This window comes from Lentzea cavernae, from assembly GCF_014653695.1.
GTDB lineage: Bacteria > Actinomycetota > Actinomycetes > Mycobacteriales > Pseudonocardiaceae > Lentzea > Lentzea cavernae.
The window spans coordinates 205,269-222,819 of the sequence record NZ_BNAR01000010.1 but is presented as its reverse complement, the minus strand read 5'-3'; the positions used below and the strand labels follow the sequence as shown (position 1 = coordinate 222,819).

16 protein-coding genes and 2 riboswitches are annotated in these 17,551 nt (G+C 68.9%); of the genes, 9 read left to right on the top strand and 7 right to left on the bottom strand.

Annotated features, from left to right (window positions below; genetic code table 11):
• Positions 1–281: 281 nt before the first annotated feature.
• From IE307_RS30060 to glyA, 6 genes are all read left to right on the top strand, one after another.
• Entirely contained in the window at positions 282–461 is a 180-nt protein-coding gene (locus IE307_RS30060; protein WP_229905211.1) for a hypothetical protein, read from the top strand.
• A 164-nt stretch (positions 462–625) separates the two neighbouring features.
• A complete protein-coding gene (locus IE307_RS30055) occupies positions 626–1,117 on the top strand; it encodes a transcriptional regulator (RefSeq protein WP_090012227.1) in 492 nt (163 codons plus the stop codon).
• A 193-nt stretch (positions 1,118–1,310) separates the two neighbouring features.
• On the top strand, positions 1,311–1,679 hold the full coding sequence (locus tag IE307_RS30050; protein ID WP_229905210.1) for a hypothetical protein: 369 nt from the start codon (positions 1,311–1,313) through the stop codon (positions 1,677–1,679).
• A 14-nt stretch (positions 1,680–1,693) separates the two neighbouring features.
• Positions 1,694–1,996, top strand: coding sequence for a DUF3817 domain-containing protein (locus IE307_RS30045; RefSeq protein ID WP_191302747.1), 303 nt, complete (start codon positions 1,694–1,696; stop codon positions 1,994–1,996).
• Between the two features lie 45 nt (positions 1,997–2,041).
• Positions 2,042–2,132, top strand: a riboswitch (glycine riboswitch).
• 1 nt (position 2,133) lies between these two features.
• A riboswitch (glycine riboswitch) is annotated at positions 2,134–2,221 on the top strand.
• A gap of 99 nt (positions 2,222–2,320) precedes the next feature.
• A complete protein-coding gene (gcvT, locus tag IE307_RS30040; protein WP_191302746.1) occupies positions 2,321–3,415 on the top strand; it encodes a glycine cleavage system aminomethyltransferase GcvT in 1,095 nt (364 codons plus the stop codon).
• A gap of 13 nt (positions 3,416–3,428) precedes the next feature.
• Positions 3,429–4,694 (top strand): serine hydroxymethyltransferase, encoded by a 1,266-nt coding sequence (glyA, locus tag IE307_RS30035; protein ID WP_191302745.1) that lies wholly within the window; start codon positions 3,429–3,431, stop codon positions 4,692–4,694.
• Positions 4,695–4,861: 167 nt separating this feature from the next.
• Here the strand turns inward: glyA and IE307_RS30030 are convergent, their stop codons facing one another.
• Positions 4,862–5,542 (bottom strand): COG4315 family predicted lipoprotein, encoded by a 681-nt coding sequence (locus tag IE307_RS30030; protein ID WP_229905209.1) that lies wholly within the window; start codon positions 5,540–5,542, stop codon positions 4,862–4,864.
• Between the two features lie 154 nt (positions 5,543–5,696).
• Between IE307_RS30030 and IE307_RS30025 the strand changes: the two genes are divergently transcribed.
• Positions 5,697–6,923 (top strand): class I SAM-dependent methyltransferase, encoded by a 1,227-nt coding sequence (locus IE307_RS30025; protein WP_229905222.1) that lies wholly within the window; start codon positions 5,697–5,699, stop codon positions 6,921–6,923.
• Positions 6,920–7,693, top strand: coding sequence for a DUF1295 domain-containing protein (locus tag IE307_RS30020; protein WP_191302742.1), 774 nt, complete (start codon positions 6,920–6,922; stop codon positions 7,691–7,693). Before IE307_RS30025 ends, IE307_RS30020 begins: the two co-directional genes overlap by 4 nt.
• 235 nt (positions 7,694–7,928) lie before the next feature.
• On the opposite strand, the gene IE307_RS30015 is transcribed toward IE307_RS30020, so the two are convergent.
• Together IE307_RS30015 and IE307_RS30010 are read right to left on the bottom strand one after the other, a co-directional pair.
• Complete coding sequence (locus tag IE307_RS30015; protein ID WP_373306050.1) at positions 7,929–9,764, bottom strand: ABC transporter ATP-binding protein; 1,836 nt, start codon at positions 9,762–9,764, stop codon at positions 7,929–7,931.
• Positions 9,761–11,506: an ABC transporter ATP-binding protein gene (locus IE307_RS30010; RefSeq protein ID WP_191302826.1), complete on the bottom strand. Its 1,746-nt coding sequence runs from the start codon at positions 11,504–11,506 to the stop codon at positions 9,761–9,763. Before IE307_RS30010 ends, IE307_RS30015 begins: the two co-directional genes overlap by 4 nt.
• A 150-nt stretch (positions 11,507–11,656) precedes the next feature.
• Here IE307_RS30010 and IE307_RS30005 point away from each other — a divergent pair, with 150 nt between their 5' ends.
• On the top strand, positions 11,657–13,705 hold the full coding sequence (locus IE307_RS30005; RefSeq protein WP_191302741.1) for a S9 family peptidase: 2,049 nt from the start codon (positions 11,657–11,659) through the stop codon (positions 13,703–13,705).
• A 57-nt stretch (positions 13,706–13,762) separates the two neighbouring features.
• Here IE307_RS30005 and IE307_RS30000 read toward each other — a convergent pair whose 3' ends face one another.
• The 4 genes from IE307_RS30000 to IE307_RS29985 all read right to left on the bottom strand — a co-directional run bounded on the left by IE307_RS30000 (position 13,763) and on the right by IE307_RS29985 (position 17,497).
• Complete coding sequence (locus IE307_RS30000) at positions 13,763–14,578, bottom strand: spermidine synthase (RefSeq protein ID WP_191302825.1); 816 nt, start codon at positions 14,576–14,578, stop codon at positions 13,763–13,765.
• Positions 14,579–14,607: 29 nt separating this feature from the next.
• Positions 14,608–15,003 carry an adenosylmethionine decarboxylase gene (gene speD / locus IE307_RS29995; protein ID WP_191302740.1) on the bottom strand — a complete coding sequence of 132 codons (396 nt, stop codon included), beginning with the start codon at positions 15,001–15,003 and terminating at the stop codon, positions 14,608–14,610.
• A gap of 34 nt (positions 15,004–15,037) precedes the next feature.
• Positions 15,038–16,204: a type III PLP-dependent enzyme gene (locus IE307_RS29990; RefSeq protein WP_191302739.1), complete on the bottom strand. Its 1,167-nt coding sequence runs from the start codon at positions 16,202–16,204 to the stop codon at positions 15,038–15,040.
• A 108-nt stretch (positions 16,205–16,312) separates the two neighbouring features.
• Positions 16,313–17,497 carry a metallophosphoesterase gene (locus IE307_RS29985; RefSeq protein ID WP_308436412.1) on the bottom strand — a complete coding sequence of 395 codons (1,185 nt, stop codon included), beginning with the start codon at positions 17,495–17,497 and terminating at the stop codon, positions 16,313–16,315.
• Positions 17,498–17,551 lie beyond the last annotated feature (54 nt).

The window sequence follows — 17,551 nt, the reverse complement described above, 5'->3', positions numbered from 1 at the left end:
CGTTCGGCATCCGGGTGAGGCCCGGTGCAACAGTCTCTCTTCCAAGCTGTGGGATGCGAGGGGTTCGTGTTCACCTCGTGCCCAGGACATCGGCGCTGTTGACGCCCCTCTTTAGCCGCCATTCGGGTGACGTTGGCCGCCGTGCAGGCGTGTGCCGCTGGCAGAACCTGGGAGGAGTTTGGCGTGGTCGTTGTTCATCGGCCGGGTGAATGAGGGACCATGACGGGTGACACGGGCGGCCAGCCGCCCGACCGGTGAACCACACGGACGGAGAGGTACCTGTGAACCTCAAGAAGGTGCTAGTGCTGGCGGGCGTCGCGCTGGTGCTGTTCCTCCTGATCACCCGGCCCGAGGAGTCCGCTTCGGCGGTCCAGACGGCTCTCGGCTGGCTGCGGGACGGAGCGGAGTCGATCATCACCTTCATCAGGAGCCTCTTCGGGACGGCCACCCCGCTCAGCTAGTGACGGACGGTGATCCTCGGCCATCTGCGTTGAGCCGGACGGGTGGAATGCGGCCAATCACGCACTGGTAACGGGTGTTCTGGTGATTCAGGGTCTGGCGATTGTCAGACCTACCGAATACCTTCCGCTGCAATGGCCGATCCCCGACCGACGAGGAGGCACATATGGTCGAGGACTCCGGGGTCCACGAGCTGTTGCAGCAGTGGGCGGCTGAACGGTCTGATGACGCAGAGATGCAGGAGGTGAACCGGATCAAGAACGCATGGCTCGCGGAGGCTCCCCCCTCGGCGCCAGGCATCCCCGTGCAGCGGGGAGGCAGGAGCGGGTCGCGTGGCTTGGTCAAGGTCGACTCTGCGGATCCGGCCTACGTGGCCGCGATGCGCAAGCGGGCGCCGGAGGCACCCGAGGCACTGCTCGCCGCCGCGGCGAGCTACTGGCAGCTGGTGGGCGACGTCGCCGAGGCCGAGCAGTGGTGGGACGCGGGCATCAGCCCGTTGGACCAGCGCGCGCTCGACTACCGCGCGGCCGGCCTGTCCCCTGCCGATCTCGGGAGGCGCCTGGGACCGATGACGGTTCTCCAGCACCTTCGTCGTGGCTCCGCCGCGGCCTGGTGCGTTGCTCGTCTGCAGAGGCAGCGCCGGGACGGCGTGGCGTAGTTCGGTGACGGGCTCTCGGAGGCGGGAGCCCTGTATCCACTTGTCGAACGGGCACGCGCGCTCGTGCGGAGCGCGCTAGCCGACCGTTCGTTCGTCCACGTTCGTGCGCCGTTTTCCGCTGAGGGCTGAGGCCCTCACACCCCACAGGGTGGCCTCCTCTTCGCGGAGGTCTCACCCAAGTAGTGTGGAGGTCGTGCGCGGCCTCCTTACTCCCCAACGTGTGCTGATCGCGTTCGCCTGCCTGGCGGCGCTGGTCGCCTGTTGCGGGCTCGCGTGGTGGCAGTGGCAGCGCTTCGAGTCCGCCAGCGGCACGTTCCAGAACCTCGGGTACGTGCTCCAGTGGCCGCTCTTCGGTCTCTTCCCGCTCTTCATGGTGTGGCGGTTCCGCCGTCTGGCACGTCAGCGCCGTGACGAGGATCCGGTTGCGCCGGCTCCCCAGCCGGTCAGTACCGTTGACGCCGTCAAACCCGCGCCTGTCGAACACTTCGACGATGACGAAGACGCGGAGCTCGCGGCCTACAACCGCATGCTCGCGGACCTCAACGCGCGGGACGGTCGTTGAGCGAAGGCGGGCAGATGAAGGGTGCGTTGACCCGGTTCAGGGTCATGGCTTACGTGGTCGGAGTCTTCCTGCTGCTCCTGGTCGTGGCCATGGTGCTCAAGTACGCGGCGGACATGGGCGGCGCGATGAAGGTCGTGGGCCCGATCCACGGCTTCCTCTACGCCATCTACCTGGTGCTTTCCGTCGACCTCGCGCTGAAGCTGCGCTGGTCGATCAAGGGCACCGCGCTGGTGCTGCTCGCCGGCACGATCCCGTTCCTGTCCTTCTGGGCTGAGCGCAAGGTGGTCGAGAAGACTGCGCAGGGCGTCCCGCTGTGACGTTTGGCCTGCTAGCGTCTGGGGCTACCAACTGAACACGGCCGTCGATGTCGCGCGGGAGAGCTCCCTTCAGCGGGAGCACCGTAGGAGCAACTCCTCCCCGGAATCTCTCAGGTACAGGTACCGCGCGACGAAGGCAACTCTGAAAAGCAGGCTGCTCGGCAGCCTCGCCCACGGTGCAAACCACTGCGGTGGTGAAGCTCTCAGGCTCATGACAGAGGGGGAGGCTCGCTCTGGTGAGGAGTCTCCGATGGACCGTGTCATTCTTCTGATGCCTCAGCCGGCCACGTCCGGCTCTTTGGCGCACCCTGGAGGAGCGTTCTGATGTCCCGCCTCACGCCTCTGAACGCCGAGCACGAGCAGCTCGGCGCGATGTTCACCGACTTCGCGGGCTGGCGGATGCCGCTGCGCTACTCGTCCGAACTCGCGGAGCACCACGCGGTGCGCCAGACCGCGGGCCTGTTCGACCTCACGCACATGGGTGAGATCGTCCTGACCGGTCCGCAGGCGGGTGAGGCCCTCGACTTCGCGCTCGTCGGCCACATCTCGGCGCTGGCCGTGGGCAAGGCCCGCTACACGATGATCACCCAGGCCGACGGCGGTGTGGTCGACGACCTGATCGTGTACCGCCTGGGCGACCAGGAGTACATGGTCGTCGCGAACGCCTCCAACGCTGCGGTGGTGGCTGAGGCCCTGGTCGAACGCGCCTCCGGTTTCGACACCGTCGTCACCGACAGGTCGACCGACTACGCGTTGATCGCGATCCAGGGCCCGAAGTCGGTCGAGATCCTGTCCGGCCTGACCGAGACGGACCTGTCGACGGTCAAGTACTACGCGTCGTACCCGTCCACCGTGGCCGGCGTCGACGCGCTGCTCGCCCGCACCGGCTACACCGGTGAGGAGGGCTTCGAGCTCTTCGTCGCGCCCGCCGACGCGCCCGCCGTCTGGGCGGCGCTGCTGACCGCCGGTGAGGCGCACGAGCTCAAGCCGTGCGGTCTCGGCTGCCGCGACACGCTGCGCCTCGAAGCCGGGATGCCCTTGTACGGCAACGAGCTCACGACGTCGCTCACGCCGTACAACGCGAACCTGGGCCGGGTCGTGAAGCTCGACAAGCCGGGCGACTTCGTGGGCCGCGACGCGCTGACCAAGGTCGCCGAGTCCGGTGTGGACTCGGTCCTGGTCGGACTGAAGACCCCCGAGCGCCGCGCCCCGCGTCACGGCTACGCGGTCCTCAACGGCGACGAGGTCGTGGGCGAGGTGACGTCGGGCGCGCTGTCCCCGACCCTCGGCTACTCCGTCGCCATGGCCTACGTGACCAAGGCGAGTGCCGAGCCCGGCACCCAGTTGCTGGTCGACGTCCGCGGCAAGAAGCAGCCGGTCGAGGTCGTCGCACTTCCGTTCTACAAGCGCGCCAAGTAGGGAGATCTTCCAGATGTCCGACCAGTTCAACGCTTCCCTCGCGGAGTACGACCCCGAGGTGGCCGAGGCCGTTGCGGCCGAGCTGGCACGCCAGCAGGGCACTCTCGAGATGATCGCCTCGGAGAACTTCACGCCCGTCTCGGTGCTCCAGGCCCAGGGCTCCGTCCTGACCAACAAGTACGCGGAGGGCTACCCCGGCCGCCGCTACTACGGCGGCTGCGAGCACGTCGACGTCGTCGAGCGCCTCGCCATCGAGCGCGTCAAGTCGCTCTTCGGCGCCGGCTTCGCGAACGTCCAGCCGCACTCCGGCGCGCAGGCCAACGCGGCCGCGATGTTCGCGCTGCTCCAGCCCGGCGACACGATCCTGGGCCTGGACCTCGCGCACGGCGGCCACCTGACGCACGGCATGCGCATCAACTTCTCCGGCAAGCTCTACAACGTCGTGCCGTACCACGTCTCGGACGGCGACGGCCGCGTCGACATGGCCGAGGTCGAGCGCCTGGCCACCGAGCACCGTCCCAAGCTGATCGTCGCGGGCTGGTCCGCCTACCCGCGTCAGCTGGACTTCGCCGAGTTCCGCCGCATCGCGGACTCGGTCGAGGCCTACCTGATGGTCGACATGGCGCACTTCGCCGGCCTCGTCGCCGCCGGTCTGCACCCGTCGCCCGTGCCGCACGCGCACGTGACGACGACGACCACGCACAAGACGCTGGGCGGTCCTCGTGGTGGCGTGATCCTGTCGAACGAGGCGGACATCGCCAAGAAGATCAACTCGGCGGTGTTCCCCGGCCAGCAGGGCGGGCCGCTGGAGCACGTGATCGCGGGCAAGGCCGTGGCGTTCAAGCACGCCGCCTCGCCCGAGTTCGCCGACCGCCAGCGCCGGACGCTGGAGGGCGCGCGGATCCTCGCCGAGCGCCTGTCGCGGTCCGACGTGGCCGACGCCGGGGTGAAGGTGCTGACCGGTGGCACCGACGTGCACCTGGTGCTCGTCGACCTGGTGAACTCCGAGCTCGACGGCAAGCAGGCCGAGGACGTGCTGCACCAGATCGGCATCACGGTCAACCGCAACGCCGTTCCGAACGACCCGCGCCCGCCGATGGTGACGTCCGGGCTGCGGATCGGCACGCCGGCGCTCGCGACCCGCGGGTTCGGCGAGGTGGACTTCACCGAGGTCGCCGACGTGATCGCGGAGGCCCTGAAGCCGAACGCGGCGATCGACGAGCTGCGTGCGCGCGTCGAGGTGCTGGCGGCGAAGCACCCGCTGTACTCGACCCTCTGAGGTTGGGACGACGAAGGGGCGCCACCGGGATTTCGGTGGCGCCCCTTCGGCTTTGCGTCCCTGGAGCGAAACGACGGGAACCCCGGCCCCTTCCCCAGGGCCGGGGTTTCACCGTGTCAGGGTGATGTGTCTCTCAGATGGACCGTCCTAACGGGATCTGTGGGGGGTTACGCGGCGGGGGCCGTCACACCGGGCGGGAGGCACTCGACGTTGCGCTTGCCGTTGGGCTGGATCACGAACCACGTGCCGCCGATGCCCTGGCCGGCCCACTTGCCCGGCGCCGGGTCCTTCGAGTACGTGTAGAGGCCCCAGCCGTCGATGGCGACCTGCTTCTTGCCGTCAGCGCGGGTGATCAGCGAGACCAGCTTCGAGTCGACGCCTTCCAGCTGCGGAATCGTGTCCGACAGCATCGGCGGCCAGGTCACCGCGCACTGGTCGTTGCAGTTGGACTTGCCCTCGGGCTTCGGGACGTCCTTGTCGAAGCGGTAGAGGGTGCGGCCATCGCCGTCCTGGACGACCTGGCCCATCTTGTCCACGGCCTTGCCGACCAGCCTCAGCGTGCTGACCGGTGCTGCTGCGGGGGGCTGCGCCGCCGGGGGCTGCGCGACCGGGGTCTCCGGAGCCTGCTGCTGCACGGGCGCTTCGGGAGCCTGCGCGGGTTCCTGGAGTACCGGGGGCTGACCCACGTCGCCGTAGTCACCGAGGACGCCCAGGTCGGTTTCGGTCTGTGCCACCGGCTTCGAGTTGCTCGGGCCACTTCCCGTGGCGCTCCAGACACCCAGACCCAGCACAACTGCCAGTCCCGCGGCGAGCCCGATGGCAATGCGGTTACGTCGGATCACACTCATGTCCTCCTCGTCCATCCGTTCGCTCTATCGAGGCCATACGGGCGGGGTTGCGTCTCGGTTCAGAAACGAACCGAACCTCATCCCGTCTCGAACGTCGGGGGGAGTCAGGTCACGCAGGAGGTGCAGGGTGGTCGTCGCTGGTCAGCTGGCGGGAATGGCCGAAAGGGTGCTCGGTGCGCCGGTGCCGATCGGATTTCGGGCGTGGGACGGGAGCACGGCCGGGCCGCAGGACGGCACGGTGCTCGTGATCCGCTCCCGGGACGCGCTGCGGCGGCTCGTCTGGAGCCCGAACGAGCTGGGTCTCGCGCGCGCGTACGTGAGCGGGGAGCTCGACGTGGAGGGAGACCTCGCGACCGGGCTGTCGGAGATCTGGGGGCTCGTGCGGCGGGGCGTCACCCGGCGGCCCAGGATCTCGGAGGTCGCGAAACTCGCGGTGAAGCTCAAGGTGCTGGGCCCGAACCCGGACGCGCCCAAGGAGGAGGCGCGGCTGCGGGGCGCGTTGCACACCAAGAGCCGCGACCGGGACGCCATTTCGCACCACTACGACCTGAGCAACGCGTTCTACCAGCTCGTGCTCGACCCGAGCATGGCCTACTCGTGCGCGTACTTCACGTCCGGCGACGAGCCGCTCGAGCAGGCGCAGCACAACAAGCTGGACCTCGTGTGCCGCAAGCTCGGCCTGCAGCCGGGCATGCGCCTGCTCGACGTCGGCTGCGGGTGGGGTTCGATGATCATCCACGCCGCGAAGCACTACGGCGTGCACGCGACGGGCGTGACGATCTCCGCCCAGCAGCGCGAGCACATCCTCGGCCGGATCGAGGCCGAAGGGCTCACCGGCCGCGTCGAGGTGCGGCTGCAGGACTACCGCGAGGTGCGCGACGAGCCGTTCGACGCGATCTCCACGATCGAGATGGGCGAGCACGTCGGCGAGAGCAACTACCCGGAGTACGCCTCGACGCTGCACCGGCTGCTCAAGCCCGAGGGGCGCCTGCTGCTGCAGCAGATGTCCCGCGGACGCAACGCGCCCGGCGGCGGGGCGTTCATCGAGTCGTACGTCGCCCCGGACATGCACATGCGGCCGGTCAGCCAGACGACCGCCTTCCTCGAGGGCGCCGGCCTGGAGATCCGCGACGTGCACGCGCTGCGCGAGCACTACGTGTGGACCGTGCGCGCGTGGGCGCAGACCCTCGAGGAACGCTGGGACGAGGTCGTCGCACTGGTCGGGGAGGGACAGGCGCGCGTCTGGCGGCTGTACCTCGCCGGCGGCGCGCTGACGTTCGAGGAGGGGCGGATGGGCGTCGACCAGATCCTCGCGGTCCGCAGGAGCGAGACCGGGCGCAGCGGCATGCCGCGCGTGCGCCGTGAGCTGGTCGCCCGATGAGCTTCCTGATCAGCTTCGTCGCGGTCCTCTTGTTGCTCAGCGGACTGTTCCTGTACGCGGACTCACGCAAGCGCTACGACCTGATCGACTCCGTGTGGGGCCCCGGCTTCGCCGTGATCGCGGTGATCACGCTGCTGTTCGCGGAGGGCGAACCGACTCGGCAGTGGATCATCACCGCGCTCACCGTCGTGTGGGGTCTGCGCCTGGGCGTGCACATCCACTCGCGCAACAGAGGCAAGGACGAGGACCCGCGGTACCAGGACATCCTGAGGCGTGCCAAGGGAAATCCGCGCCTGAAGATGTACCGCGTCTACCTGCTGCAGGCCGTGCTGATGTGGATCGTGTCGCTGCCCGTCCAGGCCGCGCAGCACCTTTCGGCCCCGTTCGGAGTGCTAGATTTCGTGGGCACTGGCGTGTGGGTGGTCGGCTTCGTGTTCGAGGCAGTGGGTGACTGGCAGCTCTCCCGGTTCCGCGCGGACCCGGCGAACAAGGGCGCCGTGATGGACCGCGGGTTGTGGCGCTACACGAGGCACCCCAACTACTTCGGCGACTCGGTCGTCTGGTGGGGCCTGTACCTGTTCGCGTTGCACTCGTGGGTCGCCGCGCTCACGATCATCGGTCCGGTGGTCATGACGTGGCTGCTCGCGAAGGGCAGCGGCAAGCCGTTGCTGGAGAAGGACATCGTGTCGCGTCGCCCTGGGTACGCCGAGTACGTCCGGCGGACCAGCGGCTTCGTTCCGCTGCCTCCGAAGAGGCGGGTGGAGGCCTGAGCCCTGGGGTTCGGCGCGCGCTCTTCGTGGCACGCGCCGGATCCTGGGCGGTCCGTGTTCTTTCCTGGCGTGAGCCGGACTCTCGGCAGGCGTCAATCCTTCGCAGCGAACTGTGCCGAGTTCGTCCGGCGGGCGAGCGGCTTTGTCCTGCTGCCTCCGCGCAGTCGAGCAAGAGCCTGAAACCGGTGTCCGGCTCGCGCTCCTCCCGCAGCACGAGCCGGACCCCGGTCAGGCGTCAGACCGCCGCCGCGAACTGCGCCGAGTACAGGCGGTGGTAAGCCCCTTCCCGGGCAAGCAGCTCGTCGTGCGTCCCCTGCTCCACGATCCGCCCCGCCTCCATCACCAGGATCAGGTCCGCATCCCGGATGGTCGACAACCGATGGGCGATGACGAACGACGTGCGCGACGTGCGCAGCGCCGCCATGGCGTGCTGCACCAGGGATTCCGTGCGGGTGTCGACCGAACTGGTCGCCTCGTCGAGGATCAGCAGCGTCGGGTCGGACAGGAAGGCTCGCGCGATGGTGAGCAGCTGCTTCTCGCCCGCCGACACGTTCGAGCCCTCCTCGTCGATGACGGTGTCGTAGCCGTCGGGCAGGCAGCGGACGAACCGGTCCACGTAGGTCGCCTCGGCGGCGGCGAGGATCTCCTCCTCCGTGGCGCCGGGCTTGCCGTAGGCGATGTTGTCGCGGATGGTGCCGCCGAACAGCCACGTCTCCTGCAGCACCATGCTGGCCTGCGCGCGCAGGTCCTCGCGGCGCAGTGTGGTGATGTCGACGTCGTCGAGGGTGATGCGGCCGCCGCTGAGCTCGTAGAACCGCATGATGAGGTTCACCAGCGTCGTCTTGCCGGCGCCGGTCGGGCCGACGATGGCGATCATCTGGCCTGGTTCGGCGACCAGCGACAGGTTCTCGATCAACGGCTTGCCGGGCTCGTAGGAGAACGACACGTCCTGGAACTCGACCTTGCCGCAGCGCCACGGCGGTGGTGTCGCGTCGGCCGGGTCCGGTCGCTGTTCCGGTGCGTCGAGCAGGTCGAAGACGCGCTCCGCGGACGCCACGCCGGACTGCAGCAGGTTCGACAGCGACGCGGCCTGGGTGAGGGGCTGGGTGAACTGGCGCGAGTACTGGATGAACGCCGTCACCTCGCCGAGCGTCATGGTGCCGGAGGTGATCCGCAGGCCGCCGATCACCGCGATGGCGACGTAGCTCAGGTTCGACAGGAACATCATCGACGGCATGATCAGGCCGGACACGAACTGCGCGCCGGCCGCGGCCTCGTAGAGCTGGTCGTTGCGGCGGCGGAACTCCGCCTCCGACTCCTGCTGCCGGCCGAACGCGGTCACGAGCTGGTGGCCGCTGAACGCCTCCTCGATGTGCGCGTTGAGCTCGCCGGTGTGCTTCCACTGCGCCACGAACTGCTTCTGCGCGCGCTTGCCGATCGCGCGGGTCAGCGCCACCGAGATCGGGATGACGAGCATCATCACCAACGCCAGCAGCGGGGAGATCACGAACATCATCACGGTCACGCCGACGAGGCTGAGCACCGCGGTGAGCAGCTGGCTCATCGTCTGCTGCAGCGTCGTCGAGATGTTGTCGATGTCGTTGGTGACGCGGGAGAGCAGCTCACCGCGCGGCTGGCCGTCGAAGTACTTGAGCGGCAACCGGTGCAGCTTCTCCTCGACGCTCTCGCGCAACCGGTAGACGACGCGCTGCACCACCGTGTTCAGCAGGCGTCCCTGCAGCCAGCTGAACAGCGAGGCCACCACGTACAGGCCCAGCGCGAAGGAGAGCACGCCGGCCAGGGAGCCGAAGGCGATCCCGTCCCCGATGATGCCGTTGAAGATGATGTCGGTGGCGTCGCCGAGGATCTTCGGGCCCACGACGGTGAACGCGACGCCGAGCACGCCGAGTCCGACGACGGCGGCGAACGTGAGGCGTTCGGGTTTCATCAGGCCCGCCAGGCGTGTCGCCGACGTGCCGAAGTCCTTCGCCTTGCTGACCGGTGCCTGGGCGGCGAAGCGTCCGGCGGGGCCGCCGACCGGCTGAGGCCGATCACGGGTCGTGGTGCTCACGGCGTCTCCTCCGGCGTGATCTGCGAGTGGACGATCTCCTGGTAGGTGGGGCAGTCGTCCATCAGCTCGCGGTGCGTGCCCATGCCGACGACCTCACCGTTCTCCAGCACCAGGATCTGGTCGGCCGAGGCCACTGTGGACACCCGCTGCGCCACGATGATCACGGCCGCGTCCCGTGTGGAGGGTCGCAGTGCCGCGCGCAACGCCGCGTCGGTGGCGAGGTCGAGCGCGGAGAACGAGTCGTCGAACAGGTACACGTCCGGCCTGCGCACCAGCGCCCGCGCGATGGACAGCCGTTGTCGCTGGCCGCCGGACAGGTTGGTGCCGCCCTGCGCGATCGCGGCGTCGAGTCCGCCCATCGTGGTGACGAAGTCCCTCGCCTGCGCGATGTCCAGCGCCGCCCACAGCTGCTCTTCGGTGGCGTTCGGGTCGCCGTGCAGGAGGTTCGACCGCACGGTGCCGGTGAACAGGTAGGCCTGCTGCGGCACCAGCCCGATGCGCGACCGCAGCGCCTCGGGGTCCTGGGCCCGCACGTCGACGCCGCCCACCCGCACCTCTCCCGCCGTCACGTCGATCAGCCGGGGGATCAGGCTCATCAGCGTGGTCTTGCCGGAGCCGGTGCTGCCGATGATCGCGGTGGTCTGACCGGCGCCGACCCGGAACGAGATGTTCCTCAGGACCGGGGCGTCGGCGCCGGGATAGCGGAACTCCGTGCTGTGGAAGGAGATCTCACCGCTCCCCGCGGCCGCCGCCACCGATGATGAGGGCGCGTGCACCGACGGTTCGGTGGTGATGACCTCCATGATCCGGCCGGCGCTGACGGCGGCTCGCGGCACCATCGTGGAGATGAACGACGCCATCATCACCGACATCAGGATCTGCAGCAGGTAGGCGAGGAACGCGGTGAGCGCGCCGACCTGCATCTCCCCGTCCGCCACGCGCTGCGCCCCGAACCACAGCACCGCGACGCTGGAGACGTTGAAGATCAGCGTGACCGTCGGGAAGATCATCGCCTGCAGCCTGCCCGCCCGCAGCGCGATGTCGGTGAGCTGCGCGTTGGCGTCGGCGAAGCGCTCGGTCTCCGCCTTCTCCCGCACGAACGCCCGCACCACGCGCACGCCGGTGAGCTGCTCGCGCAGCACCCGGTTCACCTGGTCGACCCGCTCCTGCTGGCGGCGGAACAACGGCACCATCCGCGCGGTGATCAGGAAGACCGCGACCGCCAGCACCGGCACGCACACCAGCAGCAGCCACGACAGCCCGACGTCCTCGCGCAGCGCCATCACCACACCGGCCACGGACATGATCGGCGCGGCGACGAACATCGTCGTCAGCATCACGACGAGCACCTGCACCTGCTGCACGTCGTTCGTCGTGCGGGTGATCAGTGACGGCGCCCCGAACCGCGCGACCTCCTGCGCGGAGAACGAGCCGACCCGGCGGAACACGCCCGAGCGGACGTCCCGCCCGAACGCCATCGCGGTGCGCGTGCCGTACCGGACCGCCACGATCGAGCAGACGATCTGCACCAGCGAGATGACGAGCATCCATCCGCCGAGCTCGACGATGTACGAGGTGTCGCCGCGCGCGACGCCGTTGTCGATGATGTCGGCGTTGAGGCTCGGCAGGTACAGCGAGGCGATCGTGCCGACGAGCTGCAGCGCGAGCACGATCGTCAGCTCTCGGCGGTACGGCCGCAGGTAGGTGGTCAGCAGGCGGGTGAGAGCGCCGTCTTCGCCCACCTCCGGGCTCCCGGCTCGCGCATCGGGGTCCGGGCGGCGCGGCGCCGTCGCTGTCAGCTGGGTGGACACGGGAGAGCTCCTGGAGGGTTCGGCGGTAGATAGTCAAGATTTATGACTATATCGGACGAGGTCGCGGGTTAGTGTGGGCTCGTGGGCAACGACATCTCCTTCCCGCGCCAACAGGCGCGCACCCAGCGGTTCACCGTCGGCGCACCGAGGACCTTCGCGGTGTCGGCGGACGGCGCACGCGTCTTCTTCCTCCGTTCGGCCACGGCCACCAGCCGTGCGAACGGCCTCTGGGAGCTGAACACTTCCACCGGAACCGAACGGCTGCTCGTCGACCCGGCGGAGCTGCTGTCCGACCCGGAGGACCTGCCGGCGGAGGAGAAGGCACGCCGTGAGCGCACGCGTGAGTCCGGTGCGGGCCTGGTCGGGTACTCCCTGTCCGGGGACGCCTCGGTGGCCGCGTTCGCGCTGTCCGGCCGCCTGTTCGTGGCCGATCTGACCAGAGGGGACGTCCGCGAGCTGCCGACGCAGGGCGGGGTCGTCGATCCCCGCGTCGACCCGACGGGTGAGCGCGTGGCCTACGTCACGCGCGGCACGCTGCGCGTGGTCGAACTGGAGTCGGGCGAGGACTACGCCGTCGCCGAACCGGACGGTGAGGACGTGACGTTCGGCCTCGCCGAGTTCATCGCGGCCGAGGAGATGTCGCGCTACCGCGGCTACTGGTGGGAGCCGAGCGGCCAGCGCCTGATCGCCGCGCGCGTCAACAACTCCCCGGTGCAGCGCTGGTACATCGCCGACCCGGCGAACCCGGCGACCGCGGCCACCGAGATCGCCTACCCGGCGGCGGGCACGGACAACGCCTCGGTGTCGCTGAACGTCGTGTCGCTCGACGGCACCTTCGTTCCGGTGCTGCTCGAGTTCGACTACCTCAACGACGTGCACTGGTCCTCCGGCGGCGCTCCGCTGATCACCACGCAGACCCGCGACCAGCGCACCCGCACGATCTACGCGCTGTCCCCGGAGACCGGCTCCGTCACCGAGCTCGCGACCGAGACCGACCCGACGTGGCTCGAGGTCACCGACGGCGCCCCGGCCTGGACCCCGGACGGCAGGCTCGTGCGGATCGTGGGTTCCGGCGACGAGTACGCGCTGCAGGTCGGCGACGACGTCCTGACGTCCGGCCTCCAGGTGCGCCGCGTGCTCGACATCGCGGACGACTCGATCCTGGTCGCCGCGTCCGCCGACGACCCGACGCAGACGCACGTCTACTCGGTCGGCGGCAGCGTCGAACGACTGTCCTCTGAGGACGGTGTTCACTCCGCGGTTCGGGGTGGTGGCACGGTTGTCCTCGTTTCGGCCACTGTGGACAGGTTCGGCGCACGCGCGAGCGTCGGCTACCACGTGATCGAGTCGTGGGCGGACACCCCGGTCCTCACGGCGTCCCCGCGCCTGCTGACCCTCGGCGAACGGTCGCTGCGCGCCGCCCTCCTGCTGCCCACCGGTCACGTCCCGGGCACCAAGCTCCCGGTGCTGCTGGACCCGTACGGCGGCCCGCACGCCCAGCGCGTCGTGTCGGCGCAGAACGCCTACCTGGCCTCGCAGTGGCTGGCGGACCAGGGCTTCGCGGTCCTCGTCGCCGACGGCCGCGGCACCCCGGGCCGGGGCCTCGCCTGGGAACGCGCCATCGCGTACGACTTCGCCGGCGCCACCCTCGAGGACCAGGTGGACGCCCTCCAGGCGGCCGCGGCGATCGAGCCGGACCTCGACCTGACGCGCGTGGCGATCCGGGGCTGGTCCTACGGCGGCTACCTGAGCGCGTTGGCCGTGCTGCGCCGCCCGGACGTCTTCCACGCGGGCATCGCGGGCGCCCCGGTCACCGACTGGCGCCTCTACGACACCCACTACACCGAGCGCTACCTCGGCCACCCGGACGACAAGCCCGAGGTCTACGACCAGAACTCGCTCATCGCCGACGCGGACAAGCTCTCCCGCCCGCTGATGATCATCCACGGCCTGGCTGACGACAACGTGGTGGCCGCGCACACCCTGCGCCTGTCCAGCGCCCTGCTCGCGGCCGGCCGCCCGCACACCGTGCTGCCGCTCTCGGGCGTCACGCACATGACGCCGCAGGAACAGGTCGCGGAGAACCTGCTCCTGCTGCAGGTCGAGTTCCTCAAGCAGTCACTGGCCTGACGCGACGAGAAGGGGGCGCCTCCCGCGAACGGGAAGCGCCCCCTTCTCAAGCCTCGATCAGGCCAGCGACTGCCGCACCCGGTACGGCGGGATGCTGTTGCCCACCAGCGCCAGGTCGTCGATCGACTCCGGCTCGTACCCGGCCGTCTTCAACCGCTCGACCATCAGCGCGGTCGGGTCCTCGACGACGTCCGCGCGGCCGAACAGGTACGCCCACTCGTGCTCGTCCGAGCCGTAGTACGCGACCGTCTCGAACACCTCGTTGAACCGCTGCCAGGAGCGGATCAGCGTGGTGTTGCGCCACATCGTCTGGCACCCGGACTGGTTGACGACGACGCCACCGGGACGCAGCAACGCCTTGCACATGCGCAGGAAGTCCGCGCCGTACAGGCGGTTGTGCTGCGCCTCCTCCTCGCGCTCGTCGGGCAGGTCCACCAGCACGATGTCGTACTTCTCCGACGTCGTGCGGATGTACTCGAACCCGTCGATGTACTGCACGCGGATCGGACCGTCGCCCTTCTCGGCGGCGGCCAGCTCCTCGAGCGTGTAGCCGTACGGGAGGTGCTCCGCGCACAGCTTCACGGCCTGCTCGTCGATGTCGATGTGGTCGACGACGGAAGCACCGTGCTGCACGGCCATCTGGCACACGACGCCCTCGGAGGAGCCGATGACCAGCACGCGCTCGACGGTGTCGGCCAGCAGCAGCGCCGGCACCATCAGGGCCTCGTGGTAGGTCAGCTGGCTGAACTCCGTCGACTGCCGGTCGTCGTCGCAGAACAGCGACAACCCCTGGGCCGTGCGGGCGATCACCAGGTGCTGGAAGTCGGTCTTGGTGTCGACCAGCACCTCGTCCACCTGCCAGTGGCGGGTCATGCCATCGGCGAGCGGCTCGTTGATCGTGTTCACGCGACATGCTCCTTGACGCCACGAGTGACGAGATCCGTGCTCACATGAGCAGCGCCCAGGGCGTCAGCGAGCAGCTTGACGGCCAGCGCGGGTTTCGCACGAGTGCCACAGGTGAAGACGTCGACGAACACCGAGCCCACTTCGGGATAGGTGTGGATCGACGCATGGGATTCCGACAGCAGGGCCAGCACGGTGACTCCTTGGGGATCGAACTTCTTGGAGATCACCTCCAGCACCGTCGCGTCGGCCTGCGTGAGAACTTCACCGAGGGCGTGCTTGAGGAACTGCTCGTCATCGAGCAGATCGGCACTCACACCCGAAAGCTCTGCAAGTACGTGCTGTCCCGCGAACAAACCGACGGTCTCCTCGGTCTGACAGGGCGCTTCGGACATCAATCACTCCAAACTATGTGATGTGCAAACGGTCTTAGATGCAGTACGTGGCCAACGGCGGGAAGCCGTTGAAGCACACGGACGAATAGGAGGAGGTGTAGGCGCCGGCGTGGAGGATGTCCACGTGGTCGCCCGCCTGCAGGTCGAGCGGCAGGTCGTAGCGGGTGTGCTGGTAGATCACGTCGTCCGCGTCGCACGTCGGCCCCGCCAGCACGATCGGACCGGTCTCGCCGCCGTCGCGCGAGGTCCGCAACCGGTACGCGATCGCCTCGCCCTCGGTCTCGGCGAGACCCTGGTAGCGGCCGATGTCGACGTACACCCAGCGGCGTTCGTCCGAATAGGACTTGCGTGACACCAGCACGACCGAGGAGCGGATCATCCCCGCCTCGGCGGAGATCGCCCGGCCCGGTTCGATCATCACCCTGGGGCGCGCGGCGCCGAAGTGGCGGGCGAGCGAGGCCTCGATGGCGGCCGAGAACGCCTCGAGTGACGGCGTGGACTCCTGGTACACCGCGGGAAGCCCGCCACCCAGGTTCACCGTCGTCGTCTCGATGCCCTCGGCGCGCAGCTTCGCGGCGATCAGGGCCGCGTCGGCGATGCCGGAGTCCCAGCCCTCGACCGAGAGTTGTTGCGAGCCCGCGTGGAACGCGACGCCGAGAGGAACGAGGCCCAACTCGTGCGCCAGCCGCAAGAGATCCGTCGCCATCTCGGGATCGCAACCGAACTTGTTGCCGAACGGGTACGTGGAACCCTTGCTGTGTACAAGAATCCGCACCAGCACGGACGAACCGGGCGCGTGGGAAGCGACGAACCGGACGTCCTGCTCGCTGTCGGACACGAACATCCGCACACCGCGCGAGTACGCGTACGCGATGTCGGCGGCCTTCTTGATGGGGTTGCTGTAGGAGATCGCCGACGCCGCGGCGCCGCGCGCCAGGCACAGGTCGATCTCCGCGGGGGACGCCACGTCGAACCGCGCACCCTCGTCGGCCAGTGCGCCGACCACGTCGGACTCCGGGTTCGACTTGACCGCGTAGAAGATGTCGATGGACGGCATGGCGGCGTGAATCGCCTGGTAGCGCGTGCGAATCGTCTTGAGGTCGATCACCAGACACGGTGTCGACGGGTTCTCCTGGTCCAGGAAACGCCGAATACGAGCCTCTGCCTCGTTGCGCCGATCAACGGCGAAGCTCTCGGTCATTTCCCCAGGGGTCCCCCTTCATCCGCCTCGCGTTCCACACGCGGGCACGGCCGTCCACTCTACGGCCTTGACACCGCAATCGCGCAATCAAGTACAGCCGAGTGTGATTTACCCAGCAGAACGCAGCTCGATCATCGTGATGTCCGGCGGGGCGCCCACGCGCACCGGCGGACCCCAGAAACCCGCGCCACGACTGGTGTAGAGCCACGTGTCGTCCACCTTCGACAACCCCGCGGTGCTGGGTTGCTGCAGCGGCACGAACAAGTTGAACGGCACCATCTGTCCGCCGTGCGTATGACCGGACAACTGGAGGTCGACGCCGTGTGAAGACGCGTCGGTGACCTGCACGGGCTGGTGCGACAACAGGACGACGGGGTTGTTCGGGTCGCGGTTCGAGAGCGCGCGCTCGAAGTCGGGGCCGTCGTTGTAGGACTTGCCCGTGACGTCGTTCACGCCCACGACGTCGATGCCGCCGGCGACCGTCAACCCCTCGTTGCGCAACGGGTTCACGCCGAGCTTGTCGAGCTCCGCGATCCACTGCTCGTGGCCGGAGAAGTACTCGTGGTTGCCCGTCACGAAGAAGCTGCCGTGCCGGGACACCAGGTCCCGCAACGGCGCCGCGGCCTCGCCCAGTTCGGCGACGGTGCCGTCCACCAGGTCGCCGACGATCGCGACGAGGTCGGCCTCCTGCTCGTTGATCATCCGCACGATCCGCTCGGTGTGCGAACGCCCGAGCAGCGGTCCGAGGTGGATGTCGCTCACCACGGCGATCCGGAAACCGGACAACGAGGACTGCAGCTTGTTCAGCGTCACCGGCACCCGCAGCAGCTGCGGGTCGCCCAGCGCCTGCGTCATGCCGTACCCGACGACACCGCCCGCCGCGATGCCCGAGCCGATCGCCACCGAGCGCGCGATGAACAGCCGCCGCGACGGGTCCGGCACGACCTCGACCGGTTCGACGGGCTCGGGACCGGCGCCGACGGCCACCGGCGCGAGCGTCGCGCGCTTGAGGACGATCCGGCGGGGGATCTCGGCGATGCCCAGGGCGATCGCCAGGTAGAAGAGCACGGCCAGCCAGATGAACCCCGGCCAGGCGAAGAACTTCCCGTACTCCGGCGGCACCCTGCGCGTGACGACCAGGGCGCTCATCAGCACCGCGAACGCGGCGATGATCGCCACGGTGCCGATGCGCCGTCCGAGCGTGCGCGGGAGCGTGGTGTCCACGACCAGCCGCCGCCACAGGTACAAATGGCCCAACGCGACCGGGACGCCGAGGAGCAAGAAGAAAATCACGACATCAGTATGCGATTCGGGGAACTCGTGCAACCCGCCAGGCCTCAGGTGGCG